The sequence below is a fragment of the Streptomyces sp. NBC_01381 genome (assembly GCF_026340305.1).
Lineage (GTDB): Bacteria > Actinomycetota > Actinomycetes > Streptomycetales > Streptomycetaceae > Streptomyces.
Genome location: NZ_JAPEPI010000002.1, coordinates 2,357,086 through 2,381,513 on the forward strand (window position 1 = coordinate 2,357,086; position 24,428 = coordinate 2,381,513).

Genomic DNA, 24,428 nt, shown 5'->3' on the forward strand with positions numbered 1-24,428 from the left:
GCGGATCTTTTCCCGCCCACCCACCCGATTGCCCCGCATTACCCACCCACCCCGATCGGTAGTTCTTCCAGCCCGGCCGCAGACCATTCAGCCCGTCCGGCGTTTGAGGACGAACTCGGCGGAGCCGGTGATCTACGGCCACTTCGCGGCCGGCGGAGCCGGAAGTGATTCGGGTAGGGGTGGGGTTGGGGAAAGAAAACCAAAGGGGGCCCGAACCATACGGTTCAGGCCCCCAAAGGCAACGTTCAAGCGCCGCTACGGCAACTGCGTCGCCCGCGCTTCCCTCCGGTTGTCCCGGAAGTTGTTCACCCGGCGAGCCGTCGCGAACAGGGGAATCACCGCGCCCAGGACCAGCTGCAGCGCACACCCGGTCTGGAGGAGCAGCTGACCGCCCGGTGCCTCGAAGGCCCACGCGGCGAGGAGTCCCATCGCCGCGACGATCCACGCCAGCATCGCCACCGCCAGCGGCCCCCGCGGCTTCGGGTACTCGACCCGGCTCACCATGAGCCACGCCGTACCGATGATCGCGAGCAGCGTCGCCACGAACGGCAGCTCAAGCAGCACGATCGAGACGACCGTCAGCGCGCCGAACGGCGACGGCATGCCCTGGAAGGTGCCGTCCTTCACGGTCACGCACGAGAACCGCGCAAGCCGCAGCACCACCGCCAGAAGCACCACGATCGCTCCGACCGCGGCCACTCTCTGGTGCGCGTCGTCCGCGACCATGCCGTAGACCAGGACGAAGTACGCCGGCGCCAGACCGAAGCTGATCAGGTCCGACAGGTTGTCCAGCTCCGCGCCCATCGGCGAGGACCGCAGCTTTCGCGCCACGAGCCCGTCGAAGAGGTCGAAGACAGCCGCGCAGAGCATAAGGATCACGGCGGTCGCGGCGGAGTGCCGCGCCATGCCGCTCTCGGTGCTTCCCTGCACGTACGGGATGAGGATGCCCGTGGTGGTGAAGTACACCGCCATGAACCCGCACGTGGCGTTACCGAGCGTGAGGGTGTCCGCTATTGAGAGGCGGAGTGAGAGAGGCATCTCCTCGTCCGCCTCGTCCTCCGCCGCCTCGGGAACCCAGCCGGCCTGTGTCTCAGGATCAACCACGGTCAATTCGAGTCACCCCAGCCACGGTCTTCTGACCGACCTCGACGTCCACTTCGACACCCTCGGGGAGGTAGATGTCTACGCGGGAGCCGAACCGGATCAGGCCGATGCGCTCGCCCTGCTCGACCTTCGTGCCCTGCGGCACGTAAGGAACGATGCGCCGCGCGACCGCGCCCGCGATCTGGATCATCTCGATGTCACCGAGCTCGGTGTCGAAGTGCCAGACAACGCGCTCGTTGTTCTCGCTCTCCTTGTTGAACGCCGGGACGAACCCGCCGGGGATGTGCTCCACGGACGTCACCGTGCCCGCGAGGGGCGCGCGGTTGACGTGGACGTTCAGCGGGCTCATGAAGATCGCGACGCGGGTGCGTCCGTCCTTCCACGGCATGATGCTCTGCACCACACCGTCGGCCGGTGAGATGACCCGGCCCTGGGAGATCTCGCGCTCGGGGTCGCGGAAGAACCACAGCATGCCCGCAGCGAGCGCGGTGGTCGGTACGGCGACGGCCGCGGCGCCCTTGGAGCGACGCGCGCGGACGAGGCTGATTGCCGCGGTGGCGACGGTCGGCAGGAGCCACGGCGATGCTCCGCGCGCAAGACGACCCTTGAGGATGCCATCGCGTGGTGCAGAGGTTTGGCTGTGGGGCATGGATGACCTTCGTAGCGGATGATGCCGCGCAGTGAACGGGGGACGGCGGCTTTTCCCGGGATGCTATCGGTTGCCAGCCACAACTGGGCAAGCCAGGAAGCTGAGTCGACGGCCGAAGAGCGTTGACAGGGTGTGATCTTCTTCTCGACGAAAACGCCCCAAACCAGACATCTAGCCCTGGAATCGATACTCTTCGAGCAGTCGCCGACCAATGATCATTTTCTGGATTTCGGCGGTACCTTCACCGATCAGCAGCATCGGAGCCTCACGGTAGAGGCGCTCGATCTCGTACTCCTTCGAGAAGCCGTAACCGCCATGAATCCGGAACGCGTCCTCTACGACTTCTTTGCAGTATTCGGATGCGAGGTACTTCGCCATCCCTGCTTCGAGGTCATTTCGTTCCCCGGAGTCCTTTTTGCGTGCTGCGTTCACCATCATCGCATGAGCGGCCTCGACCTTGGTAGCCATCTCGGCCAGCTTGAACTGAATCGCCTGGTGCTGAGCGATCGCCTTGCCGAAAGTGTGGCGTTGCTGGGCATATGAGACACCCAACTCAAATGCACGCTGAGCGACACCGCAGCCACGCGCCGCGACATTCACGCGGCCGACTTCGACGCCGTCCATCATTTGGTAAAACCCTCGGCCGGTGACCCCGCCAAGTACGCGATTGGCCGGAATGCGCAGTCCGTCCATGATGAGTTCGGTCGTGTCGACGCCCTTGTAACCCATCTTGTCGATCTTCCCGGGGATGGTGAGGCCGGGGCGGACCTCTCCGAAACCGGGCTCCTTCTCGACGAGGAAGGTCGTCATCGACTTGTGCGGCGCCGTGCCCTCGGGGTGTCCTTCGTCACTTCGGCACAGAACGGCCACCAGAGTCGACGTGCCGCCGTTCGTCAGCCACATCTTCTGACCATTGAGAACGTACTCGTCGCCGTCCTTGACGCCCTTGGACGTGATCGCCGACACATCGGAGCCGAGCGCCGGCTCCGACATGGAGAACGCGCCGCGCACCTCGCCGGCCGCCATCCGCGGAAGGAAGGTGTCCTTCTGCTCCTGCGTGCCGTGCTGCTTGAGCATGTAGGCCACGATGAAGTGGGTGTTGATGATGCCGGAGACCGACATCCAGCCACGCGCTATCTCCTCGACGCACAGCGCGTACGTGAGAAGCGACTCGCCCAGACCGCCGTACTCCTCCGGGATCATCAGGCCGAAGAGGCCCAACTCCTTGAGGCCGTCCACGATCTGCTGCGGGTACTCGTCGCGGTGCTCGAGTTCCGTCGCGACCGGAATGATCTCCTTGTCGACGAAGTCCCGGACGGTGGAGAGGATCTCCTGCTGGATGTCGGTGAGACCGGCGGTCTGCGCGAGTCGGCTCATGGCTACTTCTTCTCCTGGCTCTTCGGCTCCGGGCGGCCGGGCTGCTCGCCGCCGCGCTCCTTGATGTACGTCTCGGTGGGCACCATCACCTTGCGGCGGAACACGCAGACCAGCGTGCCGTCCTGCTTGTAGCCCTTGGTCTCCACGTAGACGATCCCGCGGTCGTTCTTCGACTTCGACGGGGTCTTGTCCAGGACGGTCGTCTCGCCGTAGATCGTGTCGCCGTGGAAGGTCGGCGCCACGTGCTTGAGCGACTCGACCTCCAGGTTGGCGATCGCCTTGCCCGATACGTCCGGCACGGACATGCCCAGGAGCAGCGAGTAGATGTAGTTCCCCACGACGACGTTCTTCCCGAAGTCGGTCGTCTTCTCCGCATAGTTGGTGTCCATGTGGAGGGGGTGGTGGTTCATCGTCAGGAGACAGAAGAGGTGGTCGTCGTACTCGGTGACCGTCTTTCCGGGCCAGTGCTTGTAGACGTCCCCGACGGTGAACTCTTCGTAGGTGCGGCCGAACTGCATGAGTCTTACGCCTCCGGGGCTTCGAACTTGGAGGTGCGGGTCATGCCGGCGGCACGCCCCTTGCCGGAGATGACCAGGGCCATCTTGCGGCTGGCCTCGTCGATCATCTCGTCGCCGAGCATCGCCGAACCCTTCTTGCCGCCGGCCTCGGAGGTGCACCACTCGTACGCGTCCAGGATCAGCTCGGCGTGGTCGAAGTCCTCCTGGGAGGGCGAGAAGACCTCGTTGGCCGCCTCGACCTGGCCGGGGTGCAGCACCCACTTGCCGTCGAAGCCGAGCGCCGCGGCGCGGTTGGCGACCTCGCGGTAGCCGTCGACGTTCTTGATCTGCAGGTAAGGGCCGTCGATCGCCTGGAGGTTGTTGGCGCGGGCGGCCATCAGGATCTTCATCAGGATGAAGTGGTAGGCGTCGGCGGGGTAGCCGGGCGGCTGCTCGCCGACGACCAGGGACTTCATGTTGATGGAGGCCATGAAGTCGGCCGGGCCGAAGATGATCGTCTCGACGCGCGGGGAAGCCTGCGCGATCGCGTTGACGTTGTTGAGGCCCTGCGCGTTCTCGATCTGCGCCTCGATGCCGATCTTGCCGACCTCGAAGCCCATCGTCTTCTCGATCTGGGTCAGGAGCAGATCGAGCGCGACGACCTGGTCGGCCGTCTGCACCTTCGGCAGCATGATGCAGTCGAGGTTCTGGCCCGCGCCCTCGACGACCGTGACGACGTCGCGGTACGTCCACTCGGTCGTCCAGTCGTTGACGCGCACGACCCGCGTCTTGCCCGTCCAGTCGCCCTCGTTGAGGAACTTGACGATGGTGTGCCGGGCCTCCGGCTTGGCGAGCGGCGCGCAGGCGTCCTCCAGGTCGAGGAAGACCTGGTCGGCGGGGAGGCCCTGGGCCTTCTCCAGGAAGCGCGGGTTCGACCCCGGGACCGCCAGACATGAACGGCGGGGACGGAGACGGTTGATGGGCGCGGTCATGCGGGGACCTCCAGAGGGTCGAGCTTGTTCGCTTTCCGGATCTCGTCGACGATACGGCCGATGATCTCGGTGATGCCGAAGTCCTTGGGGGTGAAGACGGCGGCCACACCCGCCGCCTTCAGGTCCTCGGCGTCGCTGTTGGGGATGATGCCGCCCGCGATCACGGGTATGTCGGGCGCCCCCGCCTCGCGCAGCCGCACCAGGACGTCCGGTACGAGCTGTGCGTGCGAGCCCGAGAGGATCGACAGGCCCACGGCGTGTACGTCCTCGGCGAGCGCGGCGGCGACGATCTCCTCGGGCGTCAGCCTGATGCCCTGGTAGACCACTTCGAACCCGGCGTCGCGCGCGCGGACCGCGATCTGCTCGGCGCCGTTGGAGTGCCCGTCGAGGCCCGGCTTGCCGACCAGGAAGCGGAGCTTGCCGGTGCCGAGATCGGCGGCGGTCTTGGCGACCTTGTCGCGCACGAGGGCGAGCGGCGTGCCGGCTTCGGCGGTCACGGCCACCGGAGCGCTCGAAACGCCCGTGGGGGCCCGGAACTCGCCGAAGACCTCCCGCAGGGCGCCGGACCACTCCCCGGTCGTCACACCGGCGCGTGCGCACTCCAGGGTGGCCTCCATGAGGTTGCCCGTGCCGGCGGCGACCTCCTTGAGCTTCTCCAGGGCCTTGCAGGGGCGCGGGTGGTTGAACGGCGGCTGGTAGCGGGTGTCGCGCCAGTGCTTGAGGGCGTTCACCACGCGGTTCTCGACCGCCGGGTCGACCGTCATGATCGCGGTGTCCAGGTCCGCGGTGAGCGGGTTCGGCTCGGTCGTCTCGTAGGAGTTGACGCCGACGATCTTGTCCTCGCCGCCCTCGATCCGGGCCCTGCGCTCGGCGTGCGAGGAGACCAGCTGCGACTTCAGGTAGCCGGACTCGACGGCGGCCATCGCGCCGCCCATCTGCTCGATCCGGTCGATCTCGGCAAGCGATTCCTCGACGAGGGACTCCACCTTGGCCTCGATGACGTGGCTGCCCTCGAAGATGTCCTCGTACTCCAGAAGATCGCTCTCGAGCGCGAGCACCTGCTGGATGCGCAGCGACCACTGCTGGTCCCACGGCCGGGGCAGACCGAGCGCCTCGTTCCAGGCGGGCAGCTGCACGGCACGCGCGCGTGCGTCCTTGGAGAGCGTGACGGCCAGCATCTCCAGGACGATGCGCTGGACGTTGTTCTCCGGCTGGGCCTCGGTCAGGCCAAGGGAGTTGACCTGCACGCCGTAGCGGAAGCGGCGCTGCTTGGGGTTGGTGATGCCGTACCGCTCGCGGGTGATCTGGTCCCAGATGCGGCCGAAGGCGCGCATCTTGCACATCTCCTCGATGAAGCGGACACCCGCGTTCACGAAGAAGGAGATACGGGCGACGACATCACCGAACTTCTCCTCGGGGACCTGCCCCGAGTCGCGTACGGCGTCGAGCACGGCGACGGCGGTGGACATCGCGTACGCGATCTCCTGCACCGGAGTGGCCCCGGCCTCCTGCAGGTGGTAGCTGCAGATGTTGATGGGGTTCCACTTGGGGATGTTCGCCACCGTGTACGTGATCATGTCGGTGGTGAGGCGGAGGGAGGGGCCCGGCGGGAAGACGTGCGTCCCGCGCGACAGGTACTCCTTGACGATGTCGTTCTGCGTCGTCCCCTGGAGCTGCGTGATGTCCGCGCCCTGCTCCTCCGCCACCACCTGATAGAGCGCCAGGAGCCACATGGCCGTGGCGTTGATCGTCATCGAGGTGTTCATCTGCTCCAGGGGGATGTCCTGGAACAGCCGTCGCATGTCGCCGACGTGCGAGACGGGGACTCCGACCCGGCCGACCTCACCGCGGGCGAGGATGTGGTCCGGGTCGTAGCCCGTCTGCGTGGGCAGGTCGAACGCGACCGAGAGGCCCGTCTGACCCTTGGCGAGGTTGCGCCGGTACAGCTCGTTGGACGCCTCGGCCGTGGAGTGACCGGCGTAGGTCCGCATGAGCCACGGCCGGTCCTTCTGACGCTCTGTCATGTACGAACCCTCGGCCTTCAGATGTTCCGGAAGCGGTTGATCGCGTCGATGTGCTTGGCCCGCATCTCCGGGTCGCGCACGCCCAGGCCCTCCTGGGGCGCGAGCGCGAGGACGCCGACCTTGCCCTGGTGGAGGTTGCGGTGCACGTCGTAGGCGGCCTGCCCGGTCTCTTCGAGGGAGTAGACGCGGGAGAGCGTGGGGTGGATCTTGCCCTTGGCGATCAGCCGGTTGGCCTCCCAGGCCTCGCGGTAGTTGGCGAAGTGCGAGCCCACGATCTTCTTCAGGGACATCCACAGGTAGCGGTTGTCGTACTCGTGGTTGTAGCCCGAGGTCGAGGCGCAGGTGACGATCGTGCCGCCCTTGCGCGTGACGTAGACCGAGGCGCCGAAGGTCTCGCGGCCGGGGTGCTCGAAGACGATGTCCACGTCCTCGCCGCCGGTCAGCTCGCGGATGCGCTTGCCGAAGCGCTTCCACTCCTTGGGGTCCTGGGTGTGCTCGTCCTTCCAGAACTTGTAGCCCTCGGCGTTGCGGTCGATGACCGCCTCGGCGCCCATGGCCTCGCAGATGGCGGCCTTCTCCGGGCTGGAGACGACACAGATCGGGTTGGCGCCGCCGGCCAGGGCGAACTGCGTGGCGTAGGAGCCGAGGCCGCCGCTGGCGCCCCAGATCAGGACGTTGTCGCCCTGCTTCATGCCGGCGCCGTTGCGCGAGACCAGCTGGCGGTACGCGGTGGAGTTCACCAGGCCGGGCGATGCGGCCTCTTCCCAGCTCAGGTGGTCCGGCTTGGGCATCAGCTGGTTGGACTTGACCAGGGCGATCTCCGCGAGGCCGCCGAAGTTCGTCTCGAAGCCCCAGATGCGCTGCTCGGGGTCGAGCATCGTGTCGTTGTGGCCGTCGGAGGACTCCAGCTCGACGCTCAGACAGTGCGCGACGACCTCGTCGCCCGGGTTCCAGGCGTTCACGCCGGGTCCCGTGCGAAGGACGACGCCCGCGAGGTCGGAGCCGATGACGTGGTACGGCAGGTCGTGGCGCTTGGTGAGCTCGCTCAGGCGGCCGTAGCGCTCCAGGAAGCCGAAGGTCGACATCGGCTCGAAGATCGAGGTCCACACGGAGTTGTAGTTGACCGAGGAGGCCATGACGGCCACCAGGGCCTCACCAGGGCCGAGTTCCGGCACCGGAACATTGTCCAGGTGCAGCGACTTGCGGGGGTCCTTGTCGCGGGTCTCGAGCCCGGCGAACATCTCCGTCTCGTCCTTGTGCACGGTGATCGCGCGGTACGAGTCGGGCAGGGGGAGAGCGGCGAAGTCGGCGGACGTGGAGTCCGGCGACTGGATCGCGTCCAGGATTTCCTTCACGGTGATGCCTCCGGCGAAGTGCGGTCCCCCTCTGAGGGGAACACGCTCTTGAGGGTTACGTCGGGTGCTGCTGGTGCTTGTGAGGGTGTGCCGTCGGTTCGGCGGAGGGTGAAGCTCGGCAGCGCTTGGTGTGGCGCGGGAGGTTGCCTGTGACGCAGGCGTCCGGGCGCACGAGCCGTGGCTTGTGGGGACAGCCGGCGTACGGAAGTTCTCTGCACGCCGGCCGCCCGGACAACATCAACGTATGGCACCGCGTGCCAAGGGGCAAGACACTGGGTGCCATGAATTTTTGATAGATGATCGATCAGTGCAGGTCAGAGGGTGTGCGGGCATGACAGAGGGGGCGCTACCCGTGGGTAGCGCCCCCATAAAAGCCAAGGACAATCAGGGTGAAACCCGGACCTACGAGGCCCGCTCCCGCAGTGCTTTCTCGATCGTCCGCATGATCTCGTCCAGCGGTGCGTCCGTCCGTGCGACGGTCACCAGGACATCGCCTCCGGTGCTCACCGAGGCCGCCGGAGTGGTCGTGGTGTCACGCCCCGCCCCGATGCCCGAACCGAACGTCCTGCGGACGATCGCGAAGGCGTGGTCCAGCTGCGTCTCCACGTCCCCCTGGCCGCCCGCACGCAGCCACCGGCGAAGGACGTGGTTGTGCGCGGTCACCACCGCCGACGCCGCGACCTCCGCGAGCAGCGGATCGTCGTTGCCGTCGTGGTGCGCCTGCTCGTCGAAGTGGCCCAGGAGATAGCGCGTGAAGAGCCGTTCGTAGCGGGCCACCGAGGCGATCTCCCGCTCGCGCAGGGTGGGCACCTCGCGCGTCAGGCGGTAACGCTCCACGGAGACCGCGGGCGAGGCCGCGTACATCTTCATGACTTCCTTGATGCCCCGGCACACCGTGTCCAGCGGGTGCTCGTGCGGCGGCGCCGCGTTGAGCACCGCCTCCGCCCGGATCAACGTGTCGTCGTGGTCCGGGAAGATCGCCTCTTCCTTGGAGCGGAAGTGCCGGAAGAAGGTCCGCCGGGCGACTCCGGCCTGCGCCGCGATCTCGTCGACCGTCGTCGCCTCGTACCCCTTGGACGCGAAGAGTTCCATCGCCGCGGCCGCCAGTTCCCGGCGCATCTTGAGCCGTTGAGCGGCGGCGCGGCTGCCGGCCGCGCTCTCCGGAGCGTCGGGCGTAGCGGACGTACGTGTGGACTTGGCGGCCTTGGGCATGACCCGAACGTACTGCATATGCGCAGTCGAGTGCTCCTGCGGGACGGGGCCGCCCGACGGATCGAGCAGCCCGCCCCAGTCCGTGCGCGGTCTTTCGCCGGGCGCGCTCCCCTCCGTGCCCGGCTTACCGCCGGGCATATTCGCGGAAGCCGCGGCCGGTCTTGCGGCCGAGGCAGCCCGCGGCCACCAGGTGTTCGAGCAGGGGAGCGGGGGCGAGACCCGGGTCGCGGAACTCGCTGTGCAGGACCTTCTCGATGGCCAGCGAGACATCGAGGCCGACGACGTCCAGGAGCTCGAAGGGGCCCATGGGGTAGCCGCCGCCGAGCTTCATCGCGGCGTCGATGTCGTCGAGCGTCGCGTAGTGCTCCTCGACCATCTTGATCGCGTTGTTGAGGTAGGGGAACAGGAGCGCGTTCACGATGAAGCCCGCGCGGTCCCCGCAGTCCACCGGGTGCTTCTTGATCGTCGCGCAGACCTCGCGGACCGTCGCGTGCACCTCGTCGGTCGTCAGGACCGTGCGGACGACCTCGACCAGCTTCATCGCCGGCGCCGGGTTGAAGAAGTGCATGCCGATCACGTCGCCGGGCCGCGAGGTGGCGCGGGCACAGGCCACGACCGGCAGGGACGAGGTGGTGGTCGCCAGGATCGCGCCCGGCTTGCAGACCTTGTCGAACGCCGCGAACAGCTGCTGCTTGATCTCCAGGTCCTCGGCGACCGCCTCGAGGGCCAGGTCGACATCGGCGAACGCGTCGTACGAACCGGCCGGAGCGATCCGGTCCAGGGTCTTGGCCGCCGTCTCCGCCGTCATCCGCCCCTTCTCGACAGAGCGCGAAAGCGATTTGCCGATACGGGCCTTGGCCTTCTCCGCCTTCTCCTCGCTGCGCGCGGCGAGCACCACGTCGTAGCCGGCCTTGGCGAACACCTCGGCGATGCCGGACGCCATGGTCCCCGACCCCGCGACGCCGACCGACCGGATCTCCCGGCCGCCGATCTGCTGACCGCTCTCCAGCGGGGTCAGCGCGTCACGCACCACGACCGAGCTGCCCGGCTCCTGGTACGAGTAGAAGCCGCGCCCCGACTTGCGGCCGGTCAGACCCGCCTCGCTGAGCTGCTTGAGGATCGGCGCGGGGGCGTGAAGGCGGTCCTGCGACTCCGTGTACATGGCGTCGAGGACCGTGCGGGCCGTGTCGACGCCGATCAGGTCGAGCAGCGCGAGCGGGCCCATCGGCAGGCCGCAGCCCAGCTTCATCGCCGCGTCGATGTCCTCGCGGGACGCGTACTTCGCCTCGTACATCGCGGCGGCCTGGTTGAGGTAGCCGAAGAGCAGTCCGTCGGCGACGAAGCCGGGCCGGTCGCCGACCGCCACGGGCTCCTTGCCCAGGGCGTACGCGAGCTCGGTGACGGCGGCGACGGCGGCGGGCGCGGTAAGCACCGACGAGACGACCTCGACCAGCTTCATCGCCGGTGCCGGGTTGAAGAAGTGCAGGCCCAACACCCGCTCGGGGCGCGCCGATTCGGCGGCGAGGCGCGTCACGGACAGCGCGTTGGTGCCGGTCGCGATGATCGTCTCGGGGCGCACGACGCCGTCGAGCTCACGGACGATCTGCTGCTTGATCTCGTACGACTCCGGGGCGACCTCGATCACCAGGTCGGCGTCGGCCGCGGCGCTCAGGTCGGTGAAGGTGCGCAGGCGGGCGAGGGCGCCCTGCCGCTCGTCCTCGGTGAGGTGCTCGCGGCGCACGGCCCGCTCGGTCGAAGCCTCGATCGCGGTGACGGCGTGCACGGCAGCCGCCTCGCTGATGTCGATGCCGATGACCTCGCGGCCCGCGCGGATCAGGACCTCGGCGATGCCGGTGCCCATGGTGCCGAGACCGATCACGGCGACGGTGTTCAAGGGAGTGTCCATGTGTGGACTCCAGGAAGGTGAGTGACGACTGAGGGGCGCACGCGGGCGCTTTGAGGGATGCGCGGCGTACGGAGGGAGGTGCTGCGTGTCGTGACCGGGCGGCGAAAGCGCGCACGCCCGTGAGAAGTCGACCGGCTCTGTCCCGGAGCCACGTCGTACTGGGTGGAGCTGAGGTACCTGAAGTACCGAACCGACAAGCAATCGCGCCGGCTGCGTCACCAGGCCGCCGCGAGAAAAGAAACTGCTTTACGAGGAGTGTGCCCCGCTCACATGAGACTAACCGGCGAGTAACGAGCGCGCCAGTCCCCGGTGTTTGTGATCTACATCGCGGATAGGCTCCCCGTCATGGACGTGGAGTTGCGGACGGTGACGGAACGCTTACGCCGCGAGGCGGGGGTCTCGAAGGCCTACGAGAGGCTGGTGGCGACCGCCGATCGGGAAGAACTGGCGGACGTGCTCGCGGCGGCCGGGCAGCCGCTGTGGGCGCGCGAACTGGCGGCGGTCCGGCTCGGCGCGGCCGGGGACCGCCGGGCCTTCGAGTCGCTGGTGCTGTTGCTCAACCACCGGGATCCCTCGCGGTGCGCGGCCGCCGCCTACGCCCTGGGGCGGCTCGGCGACCCGCGCACGGCGCGCGCGGCGGCCGCCCTCGCCACCAATGAACTGCGCATCGCCTACGCCCTGCATCCGGTGCGCCTGCTCACCGAGCTGCATGCCCCCGAGTCGGTGCCCGCCCTGATCACCACGCTGCAGCGCAGGCTCGTCCCGCACGACCCGTACGGGAAGATCGCGCTCGCGTGCGTGGAGGGCCTCGGCGCCCTTGGGGACCCGCGGGCCAGGGACGTCCTGACGAGGGCGAGCGGCCATCCGCGGCTCGCCGCGGCGGCGTCCGCGGCGCTTGCCCGGCTGCCGGACCAGTGACGCAGCGGTGCCCTACAGCACCGCGTACGCCTCGATCTCCATCAGGCACTCCGGCGAGACCAGCGCGGAGACCTGGACCGCCGAGGCTGCGGGGAGGCGCGCCGGGTCCAGATAGGTGTCACGGGCGGTGCGGATCGCGGGCATGTACGCCATGTCCGTGACGAAGTACGTCAGTTTCACGACGTCCCTGAAGCTGCCGCCCACGGCCACGAGGCAGTGCCACAGATTGTCGAAGACCTGCCGCGCCTGCGCGGCGGGATCGCCCTCGCCGACCAGGTTTCCCTCCTTGTCCAGGGGGAGTTGGCCGGAGATCGCCACGAAGCGGCCCGTGCCCATGACCACGTGCGTGTACTGCGTGGCGGGGGAGACGCCGTCGGGGGCGCTGATGTGGGTCAGTCGGCTCATGGGTCCATCTTGGACCATGGAGCCATCAACGCCCCCGACGGGCATGGGTGTTGTCCGGACACCCGGGGTTCGGCCCGGCTAGCTGCGGAAGCCGAGCAGGCCGTGCAGCGTGGCCCCGCGCCCCGAACCGGCCTTCGTGCTCAGCGGCTTGGGGTCGGGCAGTGCCTTGCACACCGCGTCGATCTCGCCGCCGCTGCGCGGCACCTTCCCGTTCTCCAGATACGTCGCCAGGTGTTCGTCCAGGCAGCTGCTGCCGGACAGGGTGATGCCGTGGTTGCCGCCGCCCTGCTCGACGACCAGACTCGATCCGTCCAGCTTGCGGTGCATCGTGACGCCGCCCTCGTACGGTGTGGCCGCGTCGTCCGTCGCCTGGAAGAGGAGCGTCGGCGGGAGCTGTGCGTTGGACACGTCCGTCGGCCGGAGCGACTCCGTCGGCCAGAACGCGCACGGGGCGTTGTACCAGGCGTTGTTCCACGCCATGAACGGTGCCTTCTCGTGGACCCGCCAGTTGTCGTCGCGCCAGGTGCCCCAGTCGCGCGGCCAGGACGCGTCACGGCACTGCACGGAGGCGTAGACGCTGTAGCCGTTGTCGCCCGCCGCGTCGACGGCGCCGAAGTTCTCGTACGCCTCCACGAGCGGATCCGCGTCCTTGTCGTTCACATACGCGGCGAACGCCTCGGCCAGGAACGGCCAGTAGCCGTTGAAGTAGCCGCCGGGGAGGTAGGTGTCCTCCAGCTCACCGGCGCCGACCTTCTTGCCCGCGGGCTTCTTGGCGACGGCCCCCCGCATCGCGTACCACTTGGCCTCGACCTTCGCCGGGTCCTTGCCGAGCTTGTACGTCTTGTCGTGCTGGGCGACCCAGGCGGCGAACGCCTTGTGGCGTGCGTCGAAGGCGTAGTCCTGCTGGAGGTTGTCGTCGTACCAGACGCCCGTCGGGTCGACCATCGAGTCGAGGGCCATCCGGCGTACGCGGTCCGGATAGAGCTTTCCGTAGACGGCACCCAGGTAGGTGCCGTACGAGTAGCCGAAGTAGTTGATCTTCTTGGCGCCGAGGGCGCCGCGGATCGCGTCCATGTCCCTGACCGCGCTCACCGTGTCGATGAACGGCAGTACGTCCGCGTACTTCTCGGCGCACGCCTTCGCGAAGGACTGGGTCCGCTTGAGGTTCGCCTTCTCGATCGCGGGTGTGGCGGGCACGGTGTCGGGGCGCACCGGGGAGGAGTGGCCGGGGCGGCAGTTCAGTGCCGGTGTGCTCTTGCCGACGCCGCGCGGGTCGAAGCCGATGACGTCGTACTGCGCCGCCACCTTCGCCGGCAGCGACTTCGCGACGAACCCGGCGAGCGAAAGACCGCTGCCGCCGGGGCCGCCGGGGTTGACCAGGAGCGGGCCCTGGGACTTCTTCGCGGTGTGCGGGACGCGGGACAGCGCGAGGGTGATCTGCCGGCCGTGCGGCCGGTCGTGGTCCAGGGGCACCTTCAGGGAGGCGCACTGCAGTGTGGGGTAGTCCTTGGTCGTGCACTTCTTCCAGGTGAGGGTGGGCGTACGCGGGGTGCTTGTGCTGTCGGCGCTCGCTGCGGGCACCGCGGCCGTGACCATCGAGGCCACCACCGCGGCGACGCCGCACAGGGCGACGGCGCGTTTCTTCATCGGGCCTCCCGGGGCGGGGGGTTCGGGACCGTGGGTGCCACGGCCCCCGCGGCATCGTCCCGGAAAGCCCGCTCGGAAGGGCTCGTTCTGCCGATGAATGACCTGAAAGAGAACGGTTCACCGCGGCGCGCGGGTCAGGTCCGGAGGTCGGATCAGAGAAGCGTGAGCTGGGTGCCTCCGGGTGCGGGCGCCGGTTCGGCCTCTTCGGATACGCGGATACGGCGGGCGGCGCCCGCGCGCGCCGGGCCGATGCCGAACTCCTCGGCCAGTTCGTGCACTTGCCGGGTGATCCGGCGCTGGTACCACTTGGGTGCGTAGGCGCCCTCCGCGTACAGCCGTTCGTAGCGGCGCACGAGATACGGATGGTGCTTGGCGACCCACTCCATGAACCACTCGCGCGCTCCGGGCCGCAGATGCAGCACGAGCGGCGTCACGGAGTTCGCCCCTGAGGCGGCGATGGCCCGCACGGTCGCCCGCAGCTGCTCGGGCCGGTCCCCGAGGAACGGAATGACCGGCGCCATCAGCACCCCGCATCCGATGCCGTGCTCGGTCAGCGTCCGTACGACGTCGAGCCGCCGCTCCGGGGCGGGCGTGCCCGGCTCGACGGTGCGCCACAGCTCGTGCTCGACGAAGCCGACGGACACGGAGATCCCGACGTCGGTGACGGCGGCGGCCTGCCGCAGCAGCTCCAGATCCCGCAGGATCAGCGTGCCCTTGGTGAGGATGGAGAAGGGATTCGCGTGATCCCGCAGCGCCGCGATGATCCCGGGCATGAGCCCGTACCGCCCCTCGGCGCGCTGATAGCAGTCCACGTTGGTGCCCATCGCGATGTGCTGCCCCTGCCAGTGCCGCGAGGCAAGCTGGCGGCGCAGCAGATCGGGGGCGTTCACCTTGACGACGATCTGGCTGTCGAAGCCGAGCCCGGTGTCCAGGTCGAGGTAGCTGTGCGTCTTGCGCGCGAAGCAGTAGACGCACGCGTGCGTGCACCCCCGATATGGATTGACCGTCCACTCGAACGGCATCCGGGACGCCCCCGGCACCCGGTTCACGATCGTCTTGGCCCGAATCTCGTGAAACGTGATCCCTCTGAACTCAGGTGTGTCGAAGGTCCTGGTGGTAACCGCGTCCGCGCCGAACAGCGCGGCATCCGCGACCCCCCGTGACGGCCCGTCGGCGAGGTTCTCCCAGCGCATGACGCCTCCTCGGTAGCACTGGCCACACAATAGAACACATGTTCCCTTGATCGTGCGACCGGATACCTAGCGGACCCCGATTTGGGGCCCCGGTGCGCAGAGTGGTTGGCTTTGGCGGAATCTCTGAGTCACCGAGTGCTGGAGGAAGTGCAATGGCGCAGGTCGAGGCGACCACGGAGCGGGTCATCGTGGGTCGGCCGGAGGATGTCTTCGATGCGCTGGCCGACTACGACGGCACGCGCGGGAAGATCCTTTCGGAGCGCTTCAGCGAGTACGAGGTGCGTGAGGGCGGGGACGGCGAGGGGACGCTCGTCCACTGGAAGCTGCAGGCCACCAGCAAGCGGATCCGGGACTGTCTGCTCGAGGTCAGTGAGCCGACCGACGGTGAGCTCGTCGAGAAGGACCGCAACTCCTCGATGGTCACCACCTGGACGGTCACCCCGGCGGGCGAGGGCAAGGCGCGCGTCGTCGTCTCCTCCGTCTGGAACGGCGCGGGCGGGATCGGCGGCTTCTTCGAGAAGACCTTCGCGCCCAAGGGGCTCGTGCGGATCTACGACGAGGTGCTCGCCAAGCTGGCGGCCGAGGTGGAGAAGTAGGTCTGGAAGCAGGTCTGAGCCTCAACTCCTGTAGCCCATAGGGGTTGTTGTCACGCTCACCGTTTCGAGTGGTTCTCCGTTCGGTGCGCTTGTACGCCGTAGGGCTCCCACCGGCGCTTACGTCTGCCGGGCCCCGTGCCGGGGCGGCTCGTCGCGCTTGCTCGCAGTTGTCGCGTAATGCGAGAAATGTGCGGCGCAAGCGTGACGAGGGGAGCAGAACGTGGGCGGGACGACGCTGGTGAAGGGCGCCGGGCGGGGCGAGGCGGCGGGCCCGGAGGTGGCAGAGGCGCCACCATCGCCGCCGCCGTACGAATCCGCTTCGGGTGTGGAAGGGCTCAGCCCCGCCCGTGTCCGGATGGTGTTCGTCGGGCTGATGCTCGCGCTGCTGCTCGCCGCGCTGGAGCAGATGATCGTCGCCACCGCGCTCCCCAAGATCGTCGGCGAGCTGCACGGCCTGGACAAGATGTCCTGGGCGATCACCGCCTATCTGCTCACCTCGACGATCGGGCTTCCCATCTACGGGAAGCTCGGGGATCTCTTCGGGCGCAAGGGCGTCTTCCAGTTCGCGATCGTCATCTTCATCGTCGGGTCCGCGCTTGCCGGTTGGTCGCGGACCATGGATCAGCTCATCGCCTTCCGCGCCATCCAGGGCATCGGCGCCGGCGGCCTCATGATCGGCGTACAGGCGATCATCGCGGACATCGTGCCGCCCCGGGAACGCGGCCGCTACATGGGCCTGATCGGCGCCGCGTTCGGCCTCGCCTCGGTCGCGGGACCGCTGCTCGGCGGGTTCTTCACCGACCACGTCACCTGGCGCTGGTGCTTCTACTTCAACGTGCCGTTCGGCCTCGTCACCCTCGCCGTCGTCACCCTCGTACTGAAGCTGCCCAAGCCCACCGCGAAGGCCAGACTCGACGTGCTCGGCGCGCTGTTGCTCGCCGCGGCCTCCACCTGCCTGGTGCTGCTCACCAGTTGGGGCGGGACCGAGTACGCGTGGGGGTCGAGGGTCATCCTGGGGCTCGGTGCCGGGGCACTCGTCTCGACCGTGCTCTTCCTCGTCGCCGAGCGCTTCGCGGCAGAACCGATCATTCCGCTGCGCCTGTTCCGTGATTCCGTCTTCAACATCACCGGTCTAGTAGGCATGGTGATCGGAGTCGCCCTCTTCGGAGCGGCCAGTTATCTGCCGACCTTCCTGCAGATGGTCGACGGCGCGACCGCCACCGAGTCCGGACTCCTCATGCTCCCGATGATGGGCGGCGTCGTCGGCGCCTCGATCCTCGCCGGGCAGCTCATCAGCCACACCGGGCGCTACAAGATCTATCCGATCCTCGGCGGGATCCTGTCGGTCGTGGGGATGTGGCTGCTCTCGCGGCTCGAAGCCGATACCTCCCGGCTGAACTACAGCATCTGGATGGCCGTGCTCGGCGCGGGCGTCGGCCTCGTCATGCCGGTGCTCATCCTCGCCGTGCAGAACGCCGTACGCCCCGCCGATCTCGGCACCGCCACCAGCGCCAACAACTACTTCCGGCAGATCGGCGGCAGCGTGGGCGCCGCGATCTTCGGCACCCTCTTCGCCGACCGGCTCGCGGACTCGCTCGCCGACCGCATCCCGGCCGGGGCGGGCCTTCCGGACCCCGAGTCCATCACCCCGCAGCTGGTGCACGCGATGCCCGCCCAGCTGCGCGAGGGCTACATCCAGGGCTACGCCGACGCGATGCCGCGCATCTTCCTCTACTTGGTGCCGGTGCTCGTCCTCGGCATGCTGATCGCCTTCTTCCTCAAGGAGACCCCCCTGTTGTCCAGCGCAGCGTCCCAGAACGCCCCCACGGCCGAGCCCACGTCCATCCCGCAGGCCCGCACCGCGTACGTCGCAGGGGTGCCCGTCTGCGGCACCGTGCAGCACCCGGACGGCACCGTCGTGCCCCGCGCCGCCCTGACCCTCATCGATGTCGGGGGCCGGCAGATCGGCCGGGGCGCGAGCGGCGAGGACGGGCGGTACGCGCTGTCCACGCCGGGCTCCGGATCGTTCGTCCTGATCGCCGCCGCGGGCGGTCACCAGCCGCAGGCGGTCACCGTCACCGTCGGCGAGCGCCCCGTGGAGCTCGACGTGGTGCTCGGCGGCGCGGGCCGGCTCGCGGGCAGCGTGCTCACCGCCGACGGGTCCCCGGTCAGGGACGCCGCGGTGACCCTCACCGACGTACGCGGCGAAGTCGTCGCCACCACCCGCAGCGGGCGCGAAGGGGGCTATGTCATCACGGAGTTGGTGGCGGGCGAGTACACCCTCGCCGCCAGCGCCCCCGCCTTCCGCCCGGCCGCCCTGCCCGTCACCGTGCAGGCCTCGCGCGAGACCCGCCAGGACGTGGAGCTCGCGGGCGGCGCGGTGCTGCGGGGGACCGTGCGGGCCGGCGGCGGGCGGCCCGTCGAGGACGCGCGCGTGACGCTCCTCGACGCGGCGGGGAACGTGGTGGACACCCTGACGACGAGGGAGGACGGCAGTTTCCGATTCATCGATCTGTCGTCCGGCGAGTACACGGTCATCGCCGCGGGGTACCCGCCGGTGGCCACCGTGCTGCAGGTCGCGGGCGGCGGACGTACGGAGCGGGATCTTCAGCTCGGGCACGAGGACTAGGGGCCGTCCGGCGGAACGCGGCCCCACCCGCGCCGGACGCGCGCTCCGGCGCGGGCCAATTCCCCCATTGCGCCGCAAGGCAACCCGTGCCGGTCGTACGGTGGTTGGGGCGGCGCGGCTGCACGGTGTCGCCGGAAGGAGCGTTGGCCATGGATCAGGGCACCCCGGGCGGGCCGATGGCGCGGCACGCCGTGGCCGGCCGGATCCCGCTCGCCGTGGTCGTCATCGACGCCGCGGGCCTCGTCTCCCACTGGAGCACCGGCGCACGGCGGCTGTTCGGATACGCGAAAGAAGACGCGGTGGGCGCCCCGGCGGGCGACCTGCTGCCGGTGGCCGGCGCGATCCCCGACGAACGCGAGCCGTACGGGACGTACGACGGTCTGGGCCCCGACCTGGAGACCTCCCTCGACGGGCGCATCTCCTATCCGGCCGCCGGGCGCGCGCGACTGTCCGTCCCGGGGCGTGAGCAGAGCCGCGTGGACGTCCTGTGGTGGGCGTACCCGCTCGTCGGCCCGAGCCCGGAGCGGCTGCTCGTCCTCGCGGCGGACGCCGACCGGCTCGTCGACGCGGACAGCCTCGAACCGGGCCAGGTGGAGCGGATAGCACCCGGTTTCGCCCTGCACACCGACTTCCCCGGAGCGGACGAGCTGGCGGGCCGGCTGCCCGAGATCCTGCCCAGCATGAGCGTCGGCGAGAGCTCCCGCATCGTCGCCCAGGTCCTCGAACTGGGCTATCCCGTCCTGGAGTTCAGCAAGCACGACCGGGTGCCCGTCACCCCGGACTGGGGCGTCGCCCGGCGCACCGAGCGCAAGGAGCGCAGGCGGCGCGAGAAGGAAGCGGTCGCCGCGGGCCGCATCCCGGTGCCGGACGCCGCGGACGAGGGCGAGGACATCGAATACGCCGCGGTGCGCGAGCGCCTGGAGTTCCTCAACGAGGTCAGCGGGCGTATCGGCTCCTCACTCGACCTCTCGCAGACGATCCTCGAAGTCAGCCGGGCCGTCGTGCCGCGCTTCACGGACGTCGCGGGCACCTATCTGCGCGAACAGGTCGTCGCGGGCGAGGGGTTCCCCGAAGGCCCGCCGGACGAGACCACGCTCTGGCACCGGGTCGCCGTGGAGCACACGGACGAGCCGGGCCGCTGGGACGATGTCGTACCGGTCGGCGAATCCATGCCCTTCCCGGCGCACACGCCGTTCTTCCAGTGCATGACCTCCGGCGATCCGGTCCTCGTGCCGCGCATCAGCGAGGAGATGGGCAACGCCATCGCCTCCCAGTTCGAGAAGCGCGACATCCGGCCGCTCATCAACCACCGCTCGATGCTCGTCGTACCGCTCAAGGCGCGCAACGTGGTCCTCGGGTTCATGATCCTGCTGCGCCACCGGGAGCGGCCCGTCTTCAACGACATGGACCGCGTCACCGGCGCCGAACTGGCCGCCCGCGCGGGCCTCGTGCTCGACAACGCCCGCATGTACACGTACCAGGAGAGCGTCGCCGACACGCTCCAGGACAGCATGCTGCCGCACATCGAGCCGCGCATGACCGGCTGCGACATCGCCACGCGCTATCTGCCGGGCACGCTCCTCGGCCGGGTCGGCGGCGACTGGTTCGACTCCGTGAAACTACCCGGATCGCGGACCGCGCTCGTCGTGGGCGATGTGATGGGGCACGGCCTCAACTCGGCAGCGATGATGGGCCAGTTGCGCACCGCCGTGCAGACCATGGCCGCCCTCGACCTGCCGCCCGCGCAGCTCCTGCGCAACCTCGACGACCTGGCGCAGCGCCTCGGCGAACACTATCTCGCGACCTGTCTGTACGCGGTCTACGACCCGATCGCGGGGGAGTTGCAGCTGGCCAACGCCGGTCACATCCCGCCCGTCCTGGTCCGCGCCGCCGACGGCCGCAGCGAGCTCCTCGATCTGCCGACGGGGGCGCCCATCGGCGTGGGCGGCGTGCCGTTCGAGGCGGTCGGCGTGCGCGTGGCACCCGGCGACCGGCTCCTGATGTGCACCGACGGCCTCGTCGAGGTGCGCGGCGAGGACATCGGCGTCGGCCTCGCCACCCTCACCGAGTCCGCGGCCCACCCCGCGGCCTCCATGGACGACGCCTGCGACACGATCATCCGGGCCCTGAACACGCGCGGCGGCCGCAAGGACGACGTGGCCCTCCTGATGGCCCGGCTGAACGGCGTCGCCGAACAGGACGTCGCCCGGTGGGGGCTCGCGCTCGACCCCAGCGAGGTGAGCCGGGCCCGCGAGCTGGTGCGCGGACAGCTGCGGGCCTGGTCCCGCGACGCCCTGATCGAGACGGCGGAGCTCCTGGTCAGCGAGCTGGTCACCAATGCCGTGCGGCACTCCCGCGGCGGCCGCGTCGAACTGCGCCTGGTCCGTTCCGGACCCACGCTGATCTGCGAGGTCGAGGACGACGACCACACCCTGCCCACGCTGCTCAACGCGGGCCCCGGCGACGAGTTCGGACGCGGTCTGCGGATCGTCAGCGTGCTCGCCAAGGAGTGGGGCACGAGCCGTACGAGCACCGGCAAGACGGTGTGGTTCGAGCTGGCGCCGCCCCGTCGGTGAGCCGGCTCCCCCGGGGGTGCGCCCGGCGGGAACACATCGAATGCGCGGTGAAGAACCGCGCGGGTGGCTTGTCCGCGCTCCCCGGGCGCGGTAGACCGATCTTGCCGTCGGATTCGGCGGCCGCCGTCGCATCCTGGGGAGCTGGGCATGAGCGTCACGAGTCGGTACAAGGAGGCCTGGGAGGGGTTCTGGCGGGAGGCTCCGGACGAACAGGGAGCCGTCTTCTGGGACTCCGATCCCGCGCTCGCCGTCGGCATCCATCTGGCCCTCTTCGAACCGCACATGGCGGCCATCGGCCTGCCCGTCGTGGACCTCGGCTGCGGGAACGGCACCCAGACCCGCTTCCTCGCCGACCGCTTCCCGCGCGTCATGGGCGCCGACCTGTCCGCCGCCGCCCTCGAACACGCCCGGCACGCCGACCCCGCGGGGCAGGCGGAGTTCCGGCAGATCGACGCGGCCGAGCAGGCAGAGGCCGAGCAGCTGCACGCGGAACTCGGCGATGTGAACGTCTATATGCGCGGCGTGCTCCACCAGTGCGAACCCGCCGACCGCCAGCCGCTCGTCGACGGGATCGCCGCACTGGTCGGCGAGCGCGGCAGAGCCTTCGTGGTCGAGCTCGCGGAGGCGGCGGGCCCCGTCCTCAAGGGCCTCGCCCAGAGCCCCGCGGGCCCGCCGCCCAAGCTCGCGCCGGTGTTCGCGCACGGCATCGCACCGGGCGAGGTCGCCGACGACGCCGTGCTCGCGTACATCGGGTCGGCGGGCCTCACCGTCCACGCCGAGGGCGAACTGCCGCTGATCACCACCGAGTTCACGCCGGACGGCACGCGGATCGAGCTGCCGTCGAGGTGGGTGGTGGTGGGGCGGGCCGAGTGACGGGGGGACGACGTCACCTCCTGAGCGCGGGCACGGCGCGGCGCAGCCGGGTGGCGGCGGCGAGCAGTACCGCGAACAGCGGGGCGGCGAGCAGCGCGTACTGGAGCCCGGTCGGCGGAATCAGCAGCACCGCCCAGGAGGCCGGCGGCGCCGCGTCGTACGTCGACGCGTCCAACTCGTACCGCAGCGGGACCAGATACCCGACCGCCGCCCAGGTGAAGGCGAGCCAGCCGGTGAGCAGGGCGGTCAGCGGCGGGGAGCCGGTGTGTGGTGCGGACGCGCGCACCGCGTACGCGACGACCGCGCAGGTTGTGGCGAACACCAGCAGCGCGGTAAGTGAACTGTCCAGGAAGAACGGCCCGTTGTACGAGGGGAACTCGTCCTCGGGCACCTGCCCCGTGACGTCCGGCATGGCGTAGTACGGGCGCGGGCGGATGAGCGTCCCCACCAGGTACTCGACGCAGGTGCCGGGTTTTGGGTCATGGGCGCACCACGACTCCGCGGCGGGCCACACCGCACGCGCGGCGCCGATCGAGGTGAGCAGCCCCAGGGTGCCGGTCGCGCCGAGCCCGACGGCGGCGGCCGCCGCGATGCGGGACGGGAGGCCCGGCAATTCACCCTGGAGGGCGGGGAGTTGGTTGTGTCGCTCGCGGTTTCGCCTCCCGAGCCGGGTCAGGGCCACGGCCGCGCACGCGAACAGCGCCATCAGTACCGCATGGGCGGCTCCCTCGCGGGCGTCTTCGAGCAGCTCCTGGGCGCTCGTGCCACGGCCGGACGGGGTGAGGAGGAGATCCGGCAGGCGCAGGGCGGTCAGGGCAAGGAGATGGGCCTGCGGGGCGAAGGCCGTCAGCGCGAGGCAGAGGGCGAGGCAGCGCCGCCCCGCGTCTCCGCCGCCGATCCGCTCGGCCACCGCCCACGCCGTGGACAGCAGCATCCCGAGGAAGAGCGCGCACCACAGCGCTTCGTGGGCCAGGCCCGTGGCGCCGCTGCGTTCGCCGAGCAGGAGCGTGGGGGAGACGGTGAGCAGCCGCAGGATGCCCAGGGGCGACTCGTAGGGCAGCACCCGCAGCGTCCACAGATCTCCGGAGTCGGCCCACCGGATCTGCGCGGGCAGCACGGCGAGCGCCTCGGCGATGAGCAGGCCCGCGGCGGCGGCGGTCACGGGGTGACGGGCGAGGGCCCTGAGCGCCACGAGCGGCGGGCGGACCCCTGAAGCAGCCTCAGCCATCAGCCGCTGCCCGTCCCCGAACCGGCCCCTGCCTGCGCCCCCGTCCCCGCCGACACCCGGAACGCGCGCCCGCTGTTGTCGATCCTGTCGTGATGGACCTCCTCGCCGTCCCACCAGGTGATCGTGGCCGTCCACTCGGAGTCGAACCGCTGGGTGCGGGCGATGAGTTCGAAGCGGTAGAAGGTGTCGGTCGTCACCTGGCGGGGCAGCGTGATCCGCTCGCCGCCGTACTCGGTGGCCGCCTTGCGCGCCGCGCGCTGGTGCGGGCTGCGCTGCAGGTAGGAGACGGGGATGTCGTGGCCCACCGGGAGGGTGTCCAGGTCGACGACCATCCGCTCGGGGGATTCCGGACCTCCGCAGCCCATCACCCTGGGCGGCGTCCCGGCCACGGGCTTGCCGCGGTGGGTGACGTTGAGGGAGAGGTCGCGGATCTCCACGGCGTTGTCCGCGTTGCCCCGCAGGCTGACCTCGACCGTCATCGCGTCCTTGTGCACGCTGAGCCCGTCGCGCTGCCAGCGCGCCAACTGCCGGTCGTCGCCGCCCTGGAAGCCCGCTGCCAGATAGCGGCCCTTCGGCGTCAGGAGCCACTCGGTGGAGCAGGCGTCGACGACCTCTTCGACCAGCATGGCGACGGGCGACGGCGGGGCCACGGACTGGCCGAGCCAGGTAACTCCCGCTATCAGCAAGGGGAGTACGGCGCACAGCACTCCGTACAGGCCGAACTTGTCGGCGGCGCTGAGCCCCGCGTGCCAGCGGGCGAACCGCCGCGGGGCGCTCGGGCCGGGCCGGGTCGTGGACACTTCTCCGTCGCTGTTCAAGTGCCGGAGCCTATGAGGCTCGACGGCGAGATCGGCGGCGTACTAAAGGCGTTCACCCGTGGAGGCGATGGAGCGGGCGCGGTGCTCCGGAGCGTTGTCCTCCTGACGTGCGCCGGGGCGCGCCGGAGGGGTCTGGGTGAGCCGCCGGTTGATGAGGACGACGCCCGTGATGCTGATCAGGCCGCCGATGAGTTCGACCGGGCGCGGGGTCTCGCCGAGCCAGACGAACGCGGCGGCGAGCGCGACCGGCGGGACGAGGCAGAGCGCGCCGGTGGCCCCCGCGACGGTGTCGCGGGACACCGCGTAGCCCCAGGTCACAAAGCCGAGCGCGGACGGCAGGAGGCCCAGGCACACCGCCGATCCGACGGCGGACGCAGGGGCCTGCGCCAGGCCGTTGCACGGCGTCCGGCGCGAGCGGGAGCAGGAAGA

Annotated in this window: 20 protein-coding genes; 5 read left to right on the forward strand and 15 right to left on the reverse strand. The window is 69.6% G+C overall.

The features are described from left to right. Window positions 1-255: 255 nt before the first annotated feature. The 9 genes from pssA to OG453_RS32200 all read right to left on the reverse strand — a co-directional run bounded on the left by pssA (window position 256) and on the right by OG453_RS32200 (window position 11,116). The gene (pssA, locus tag OG453_RS32160) at window positions 256-1,110 is read right to left on the reverse strand and encodes a CDP-diacylglycerol--serine O-phosphatidyltransferase (RefSeq protein WP_266872066.1); all 855 of its coding nucleotides are present in this window, start codon (window positions 1,108-1,110) and stop codon (window positions 256-258) included. Then, window positions 1,097-1,753: a phosphatidylserine decarboxylase gene (locus tag OG453_RS32165; RefSeq protein WP_266872067.1), complete on the reverse strand. Its 657-nt coding sequence runs from the start codon at window positions 1,751-1,753 to the stop codon at window positions 1,097-1,099. The genes pssA and OG453_RS32165 overlap by 14 nt, the downstream gene beginning before the upstream one ends. Before the next feature lie 171 nt (window positions 1,754-1,924). Beyond that, entirely contained in the window at window positions 1,925-3,130 is a 1,206-nt protein-coding gene (locus OG453_RS32170) for an acyl-CoA dehydrogenase family protein (RefSeq protein ID WP_135333646.1), read from the reverse strand. A 2-nt stretch (window positions 3,131-3,132) separates the two neighbouring features. After that, window positions 3,133-3,648 (reverse strand): MaoC family dehydratase, encoded by a 516-nt coding sequence (locus OG453_RS32175; protein WP_266872068.1) that lies wholly within the window; start codon window positions 3,646-3,648, stop codon window positions 3,133-3,135. A gap of 5 nt (window positions 3,649-3,653) precedes the next feature. After that, window positions 3,654-4,619 carry a CoA ester lyase gene (locus OG453_RS32180; RefSeq protein WP_135333644.1) on the reverse strand — a complete coding sequence of 322 codons (966 nt, stop codon included), beginning with the start codon at window positions 4,617-4,619 and terminating at the stop codon, window positions 3,654-3,656. Next, entirely contained in the window at window positions 4,616-6,643 is a 2,028-nt protein-coding gene (locus OG453_RS32185) for a protein meaA (RefSeq protein WP_266872069.1), read from the reverse strand. The genes OG453_RS32180 and OG453_RS32185 overlap by 4 nt, the downstream gene beginning before the upstream one ends. A gap of 17 nt (window positions 6,644-6,660) precedes the next feature. Further along, entirely contained in the window at window positions 6,661-7,998 is a 1,338-nt protein-coding gene (gene ccrA / locus OG453_RS32190; RefSeq protein WP_266872070.1) for a crotonyl-CoA carboxylase/reductase, read from the reverse strand. A gap of 402 nt (window positions 7,999-8,400) precedes the next feature. Next, complete coding sequence (locus OG453_RS32195; RefSeq protein WP_266872071.1) at window positions 8,401-9,228, reverse strand: TetR family transcriptional regulator; 828 nt, start codon at window positions 9,226-9,228, stop codon at window positions 8,401-8,403. A 106-nt stretch (window positions 9,229-9,334) separates the two neighbouring features. After that, the gene (locus tag OG453_RS32200) at window positions 9,335-11,116 is read right to left on the reverse strand and encodes a 3-hydroxyacyl-CoA dehydrogenase family protein (protein WP_266872072.1); all 1,782 of its coding nucleotides are present in this window, start codon (window positions 11,114-11,116) and stop codon (window positions 9,335-9,337) included. A gap of 345 nt (window positions 11,117-11,461) precedes the next feature. On the opposite strand from OG453_RS32200, the gene OG453_RS32205 reads away from it, so the two are divergent. After that, the gene (locus OG453_RS32205; RefSeq protein WP_266872073.1) at window positions 11,462-12,034 is read left to right on the forward strand and encodes an adenylosuccinate lyase; all 573 of its coding nucleotides are present in this window, start codon (window positions 11,462-11,464) and stop codon (window positions 12,032-12,034) included. 12 nt (window positions 12,035-12,046) lie between these two features. Here OG453_RS32205 and OG453_RS32210 read toward each other — a convergent pair whose 3' ends face one another. The 3 genes from OG453_RS32210 to OG453_RS32220 form a co-directional block, all read right to left on the reverse strand. After that, window positions 12,047-12,439, reverse strand: coding sequence for a RidA family protein (locus OG453_RS32210; protein ID WP_266872074.1), 393 nt, complete (start codon window positions 12,437-12,439; stop codon window positions 12,047-12,049). Window positions 12,440-12,517: 78 nt separating this feature from the next. Then, a complete protein-coding gene (locus OG453_RS32215) occupies window positions 12,518-14,086 on the reverse strand; it encodes an alpha/beta hydrolase (protein WP_266872075.1) in 1,569 nt (522 codons plus the stop codon). A 152-nt stretch (window positions 14,087-14,238) separates the two neighbouring features. Continuing rightward, window positions 14,239-15,279: an Rv2578c family radical SAM protein gene (locus OG453_RS32220; RefSeq protein WP_266872076.1), complete on the reverse strand. Its 1,041-nt coding sequence runs from the start codon at window positions 15,277-15,279 to the stop codon at window positions 14,239-14,241. Between the two features lie 152 nt (window positions 15,280-15,431). Between OG453_RS32220 and OG453_RS32225 the strand changes: the two genes are divergently transcribed. From OG453_RS32225 to OG453_RS32240, 4 genes are all read left to right on the forward strand, one after another. Then, on the forward strand, window positions 15,432-15,875 hold the full coding sequence (locus OG453_RS32225) for an SRPBCC family protein (RefSeq protein WP_266872077.1): 444 nt from the start codon (window positions 15,432-15,434) through the stop codon (window positions 15,873-15,875). Between the two features lie 277 nt (window positions 15,876-16,152). Continuing rightward, a complete protein-coding gene (locus OG453_RS32230) occupies window positions 16,153-18,504 on the forward strand; it encodes an MFS transporter (RefSeq protein WP_266873203.1) in 2,352 nt (783 codons plus the stop codon). A 149-nt stretch (window positions 18,505-18,653) separates the two neighbouring features. Continuing rightward, the gene (locus OG453_RS32235) at window positions 18,654-21,080 is read left to right on the forward strand and encodes a SpoIIE family protein phosphatase (RefSeq protein ID WP_266872078.1); all 2,427 of its coding nucleotides are present in this window, start codon (window positions 18,654-18,656) and stop codon (window positions 21,078-21,080) included. Window positions 21,081-21,227: 147 nt separating this feature from the next. Further along, window positions 21,228-21,953, forward strand: a complete 726-nt coding sequence (locus OG453_RS32240; RefSeq protein ID WP_266872079.1) for a class I SAM-dependent methyltransferase — start codon at window positions 21,228-21,230, stop codon at window positions 21,951-21,953. A gap of 13 nt (window positions 21,954-21,966) precedes the next feature. Here the strand turns inward: OG453_RS32240 and OG453_RS32245 are convergent, their stop codons facing one another. The 3 genes from OG453_RS32245 to OG453_RS32255 are packed head-to-tail and all read right to left on the reverse strand — an operon-like array spanning window position 21,967 to window position 24,353. Next, a complete protein-coding gene (locus OG453_RS32245; protein ID WP_266872080.1) occupies window positions 21,967-23,181 on the reverse strand; it encodes a hypothetical protein in 1,215 nt (404 codons plus the stop codon). Beyond that, entirely contained in the window at window positions 23,181-23,999 is an 819-nt protein-coding gene (locus OG453_RS32250) for a hypothetical protein (RefSeq protein WP_266872081.1), read from the reverse strand. Before OG453_RS32250 ends, OG453_RS32245 begins: the two co-directional genes overlap by 1 nt. Before the next feature lie 42 nt (window positions 24,000-24,041). Beyond that, entirely contained in the window at window positions 24,042-24,353 is a 312-nt protein-coding gene (locus OG453_RS32255; RefSeq protein WP_266872082.1) for a DMT family transporter, read from the reverse strand. Window positions 24,354-24,428 lie beyond the last annotated feature (75 nt).